The organism is Corallococcus sp. AB030 (genome assembly GCF_003668965.1).
Taxonomy (GTDB): Bacteria; Myxococcota; Myxococcia; order Myxococcales; family Myxococcaceae; genus Corallococcus; species Corallococcus exiguus.
On sequence record NZ_RAWQ01000350.1, the window covers coordinates 1 to 5238 of the forward strand.

Here is a 5238-nt window from a genome sequence, read left to right on the forward strand (position 1 = left end):
GGAGCGGGGGGCGCCTGCGCCAGGAGTGCGTCGAGGGGGCTCGGGGTCTTCATCGCCGCTCCGCATACACCAACGCGCAGTTGGATGCAGCGCCCGTGGCCGGGTAGAACAGGCCTCCGTCATGCGCCTTCCGCCCCTGAACGTCCTGTTGACCGCCTCCGTCCTCCTGGGGACTTCCAGCGCCTGCATCGTGGAGGCCCCCGGAGGGGCCAGCGACCAGGAGCGCCGCGCGGCCACCGTCGCCCAGGTGCCCCCGCTGTCCATCCGCAGCGGCGCCAATCTGGGCGGCAAGGTGGAGGTGGTGGGCGCGTCCGTGCAGCCGGGCCGCATCCCCGTGGGGGACCAGGCGCGCGTCACCGTCTTCTTCAAGGTGCTCCAGCCGATTGAAGAGGACTACCTCGTCTTCGTGCACCTGGAGGACGCGGACGGGCGCATGGAGCGCCTCAACGTGGACCACAAGCCCGCGGGCGGCCTGTACCCCACCACGCAGTGGAAGGTGGGCGAGACGGTGAAGGACGAGTTCGTCATCGCCCTGCCGCAGGGCGCGTCGCCGCGCGCCGTCAATGTGTGGATGGGGCTGTGGGAGCCGCGCAACGACGCACGGCTGCCCATCACCAACCCGGAGGCGGTGCGCAACGACGGCCGGGGGCGCCTGCTGTTGGCGCAGGTCCCCGTGGGCAAGTAACAGGGAAAAAACCGGAGCGGCCCTGTAAGCCGGGTTCTGTCCCCACCCCTTTCGGGATGGGCGGCGAACATTCATCTAGGGCCCTGGTTGCCCAGGGACCTCATCAGCGAGCAACCCGAACGCATGGGACGGGCCATCCCTGTCCCCTTTCGGGGACGCGCTCCTATTGGCTCTTGCTCCAGGTGGGGTTTACCGTGCCGTCCGAGTCACCCCGGACGCGGTGCGCTCTTACCGCACCGTTTCACCCTTACCCGCCCCCTTGCGGGAACGGGCGGTCTGTTTTCTGTGGCACTTTCCTGCGAGTCGCCTCGACTGGCCGTTAGCCAGCACCCTGCCCTCTGGAGCCCGGACTTTCCTCCCGCCATCCATGCCTGCGATGGCCGGCGTTCACCCGGACCGCTCCGGCACTCTGGGGATACAACAGCCAGCCCGGGCGGGTCCACCTTCTGGAAGAGGCGCTGTCGTGTAGCCGCCGACGGGCGGGCGTCCGGGGGCCTGTCGGGTTTCCCCGCGCCTGAGCGTCCCAAAGTCCCCGCGAGCGGCCTTCGTGGGAGGGAGGGGCGGCATGGAAGCGGTCATCTTCACGGGCATCCAGGGGGCGGGGAAGAGCAGCTTCTACCGGGAGCGCTTCTTCACCACGCACGTCCGCCTGAGCCTGGACATGCTCAAGACGCGGCACCGGGAGAAGGTGCTGCTGCGCGCGTGCCTGGAAGCAAAGCAGCCCTTCGTGGTGGACAACACCAATCCGACGGTGGCGGAGCGCTCCCGCTACATCGCGGCCGCGAAGCAGTTCGGCTTCCGCGTGGTGGGGCTCTACTTCCAGTCGAAGGTCGCGGACGCGCTCCTGCGGAATGATCAGCGCCCGGCGGAGCAGCGCGTGCCGTTGGTGGGCGTGCTCGGGACGTACAAGCGATTGCAGGTCCCCCATCCCGAGGAGGGCTTCGACGCGCTTTTCTTCGTCCGGCTGGGGCCGGACGGTTTCACCGTGGAGGAGTGGCAACGTGAAGTTCGATGAGCTGGACGAGAAGATGCGCGTGTTCGAGACCGCGCACGACCTGTGCGTGCTGCCCGGCGTGTTCATGGTGGCGCGCATCGATGGGCGCGGCTTCACGCGGCTGACGAAGGAGGTGCACGCCTTCGAGAGCCCCTTCGACGTGCGCGTACGCGACCTGATGGTCGCGACGACCGGGCACCTGATGGACTGCGGCTTCCGGGTCGTCTACGGCTACACGCAGAGCGACGAAATCTCGCTGCTCTTCCACCCGGACGAGGACGCCTTCGGGCGCAAGACGCGCAAGCTCAACTCCATCCTCGCGGGGGAGGCGAGCGCGAAGTTCTCGCTGCTCCTGGGAGACCTGGCCGTGTTCGACTGCCGCATCTGCGAGCTGCCGAACGCGGAACTCGTGCGCGACTACTTCCGCTGGCGCAACGAGGACGCGGTCCGGAACGCGCTGAACGCGCACTGCTATTGGAGCCTGCGTCGCGAAGGGAAGAATGTGGCGGAGGCCACGAGCATGCTCACGCGCCTGTCGGTGGCGGAGAAGAACGAGCTGCTCTTCCAGCGGGGTGTGAACTTCAACGACGTGCCGAACTGGCAGAAGCGCGGGACGGGGCTCTACCGGGAGACGTACGCGAAGGAGGCTCGCAACCCGAGGACTGGGGAGACGGTCCTCGCGGAGCGCCGCCGCCTCAAGGTGGACTACGAGCTGCCGATGAAGGATGCGTACGGCGCCTTCATCCTGTCGTTGCTGAAGGGCGTGGAGCGATAGTCCCTGGGATGACTTCGACTTCCTTCCGGGTGCGTTCGGGCGCCGCCCTCCTTGTGTTCATGGCGGGCTGTGGAACAGCGAAAGAAGGCACGGCTCCACGCTCCGCTCGCGTGGAGCCCGTGCCCCCGCCTGAATCGGTGTGGCTGCCGGCCGGGCGCTTCGAGATGGGCTCACCGGCGGGCGAGCCGGGGCGGGATGTGGACGAAGGGCCCCGGACGGAGGTCGCGTTCGAGCGCTTCCAGATGGACGTGACGCCCGTGACGGCGCGGGCCTTCGCGGCTCGACGTGAGCAGGTGCGCGCGAAGGATCCGCAAGCGCGTTGGTGGACCGATGCGGAGACCCCAGCGGAATGGCTCGGCCGCTGCAACCTGGACTCCGAGCGCACGGACCATCCGGTGAACTGCGTGGACTGGCGCGCCGCACGGGCCTACTGCGAGCTCGTGGGCGGTGCACTTCCCACGGAGGCGGAGTGGGAGTACGCCGTGCGTGCCTCGACAGCCTCCGCCTTCTGGTGGGGCGAGTCGTTCGACGCGGAGCACGTGGTCGGCTCGGTGTCGTGCACGTCGCGCGGCTGCCTTGGTGGCACGGCTCCGGTGGTCCACGCCGGGCCGCGATGCAACGGCTGGGGGCTTTGCGACATGGCCGGGAACGTGTGGCAGTGGACCGCCACCGGCTACCAGGAGCGGCTGGGCGAGGACGCGCCTTCAGAACCCTCTGGCGTGCCGGAGAAGCCCGTCCACCGTGGGGGCTCCTGGCTCAATCACATGCCTGCCCTGTTCCGGTCCGCCCACCGGGGCCTCGCCTATCCGAAGAACGGCCTGACGGGGGTGGGGTTCCGCTGCGTGCACCGGCGCTGAGCGACGCGGCGTCGGAGGGCAGGGTCACTCCGGGTGTCGTGGAACCAGTCTTTCCCGCCTGGTCCGTATGTTCTGGAGGGCGGTGGCCCACGGGGTCGTGAGGCGCTGTCCTACCCGGGGCGGGGGATTGCGCGTGTTCGCCCGGGTGCCGCAGGATTCGCGCGCACGCGCCCGGGTGCCTTCGCGGCACGGCGCGACGGTTTTGAGGGGGAAGCACATGGTCATTTTCGGTTCGAGGCTCTTTGGCAAGGTCGATGAGATTCCAGGCCTGGGCTTCGTCGCGACGAAGTTCGGTCACATCAACTTCGTGCCGCTCATTCCGCTGGAGGGCTGGCTTGTCACGGCGGAGGAGGGCGATGGCTGGCGCGGGCAGGCCATCTCCATGAGTGGCAAGTCCGTGCTCGTGGCGTGGGCGCGCTTCCTGTTCATCGTCGCGGGGCTCATCTCGCTCGTCGTCGGCTTCGTCGCCTTCGGCGATCACGAGCAGACGGACGCCATCGTCCCAGGCGTGCTCGCGCTGTCCTGCATCGCGGGGCTCATCGCTTCGTACAAGTGGAAGTGGGTGACCCACGCATCGCCGGAGCGCGCGATGGAGATCGCTCGCGAGGCGGGGATCGGCGAAGAGGGGCTGGATCAGCTGCGCCGCATGTACGCGGCATCGGAAGCCGCCACCGTCGCCGTGCCCGCGCAGCCGTGGACGCCGCCGGAGTCCTAGTCCGCCGTTCGCGGTCCTTCGCCGAAAGGCCCTGGGTTCACTTCTCATGAGTCACGTCGTTGGCATTGATCTGGGCACCACGCACTCCCTGGTGGCCGCGCTCGACAGCGCGGGCCGTCCCAACCTCCTGACCAACCGGTTGGGGCAGCGCCTCACGCCGTCGGTGGTGGGGCTGGACGCGGAGGGTCGGCTCCACGTGGGCGAGTCCGCGCGCGCGCAGTTGCTCGTGCATCCGGAGCGCACCATCGCGGAGGTGAAGCGGCGCATGGGCCGCGACCTGCCGGTGATGCTCGGGGACCGGCGCTACAGCCCCACGGAGATCTCCGCGCTCATCCTGCGTGCGCTGCGCGAGGACGCGGAGCGGGCGCTGGGCGGCGCGGTGACGGAGGCCGTGGTCACGGTGCCCGCCTACTTCAGCGATGCGCAGCGACAGGCGACCAAGGACGCGGGAGAACTGGCGGGGCTCAAGGTGGAGCGGCTGCTCAACGAGCCCACCGCCGCTGCGCTCGCGTACGGCGTGAACCACCTGGACGCCGAGCAGTACGTGCTGGTGTACGACCTGGGCGGCGGCACGTTCGATGTGTCGGTGTTGGAGATGTTCCAGGGCGTGCTGGACGTGAAGGCCTCCGCGGGCAACAACCAGCTGGGAGGCAGTGACTTCGACCAGTCGCTGGCCGCGTGGTTGGGCGCGGAGTTCGAGCGCGCCCACGGCGTGTCGCTGGCCGGGAACCTGGCGGCGCAGGTGCGGCTCAAGGCGGCGGCGGAGGCCGCGAAGATCGCGCTCACGTCCGTGGAGGCCACGCCGGTCATCGTGCCATTCCTCGCGCCGGGCCGGGGCGGCACGCCCGCGTCCCTGGAGGTGGAGGTGACGCGCGCGAGGTTCGAGGCGCTGATCACGGACCTGGTGCGCTCCACGCTCGAACCGATGGAGAGCGCGCTGAAGGACGCGAAGCTGGCGAAGAAGTCCATCGCGGAGGTGGTGCTGGTGGGTGGCAGCTCGCGCGTGCCGCTGGTGCGCCGGCTGGTCGCCGAATACTTCGGGCGCGAGCCTCGCGACGGCGTGCACCCCGACGAGGCGGTGGCGCTGGGCGCCGCGCTCCAGGCCGGGCTGAAGACGGGCGCGGTGAGCGCCGCGCACGGCATCATGATCACCGACGTGTGTCCCTTCACGCCTGTCTCTTATACACATCTGACGCTGCCGACGATCGCATA

General features: G+C 69.2%; 5 protein-coding genes and 1 other RNA gene. 5 read left to right on the forward strand and 1 reads right to left on the reverse strand.

Going from position 1 to position 5238, the window contains the following annotated elements:
• Positions 1–121: 121 nt before the first annotated feature.
• Positions 122–685, forward strand: coding sequence for a hypothetical protein (locus D7Y15_RS41940; protein WP_120579711.1), 564 nt, complete (start codon positions 122–124; stop codon positions 683–685).
• Between the two features lie 9 nt (positions 686–694).
• Here the strand turns inward: D7Y15_RS41940 and rnpB are convergent.
• An RNA gene (gene rnpB, locus D7Y15_RS41945) (RNase P RNA component class A) lies at positions 695–1088 on the reverse strand.
• A 162-nt stretch (positions 1089–1250) separates the two neighbouring features.
• Here rnpB and D7Y15_RS41950 point away from each other — a divergent pair.
• From D7Y15_RS41950 to D7Y15_RS41965, 4 genes are all read left to right on the forward strand, one after another.
• Positions 1251–1700, forward strand: a complete 450-nt coding sequence (locus D7Y15_RS41950; RefSeq protein ID WP_120579710.1) for an AAA family ATPase — start codon at positions 1251–1253, stop codon at positions 1698–1700.
• Positions 1687–2454, forward strand: coding sequence for a tRNA(His) guanylyltransferase Thg1 family protein (locus tag D7Y15_RS41955; protein WP_121756063.1), 768 nt, complete (start codon positions 1687–1689; stop codon positions 2452–2454). Before D7Y15_RS41950 ends, D7Y15_RS41955 begins: the two co-directional genes overlap by 14 nt.
• A 119-nt stretch (positions 2455–2573) precedes the next feature.
• Positions 2574–3311 (forward strand): SUMF1/EgtB/PvdO family nonheme iron enzyme, encoded by a 738-nt coding sequence (locus tag D7Y15_RS41960; protein WP_158624513.1) that lies wholly within the window; start codon positions 2574–2576, stop codon positions 3309–3311.
• A 217-nt stretch (positions 3312–3528) separates the two neighbouring features.
• Positions 3529–4026, forward strand: a complete 498-nt coding sequence (locus D7Y15_RS41965; RefSeq protein ID WP_120579707.1) for a hypothetical protein — start codon at positions 3529–3531, stop codon at positions 4024–4026.
• Positions 4027–5238: the final 1212 nt, after the last annotated feature.

Excerpts from the sequence above, each read along its gene's own strand:
- D7Y15_RS41950 (WP_120579710.1), top strand. The coding sequence starts at position 1,251 with ATGGAAGCGGTCATCTTCACGGGCATCCAGGGGGCGGGGAAGAGCAGC.
- D7Y15_RS41940 (WP_120579711.1), top strand. The coding sequence starts at position 122 with ATGCGCCTTCCGCCCCTGAACGTCCTGTTGACCGCCTCCGTCCTCCTG.
- D7Y15_RS41965 (WP_120579707.1), top strand. The coding sequence starts at position 3,529 with ATGGTCATTTTCGGTTCGAGGCTCTTTGGCAAGGTCGATGAGATTCCA.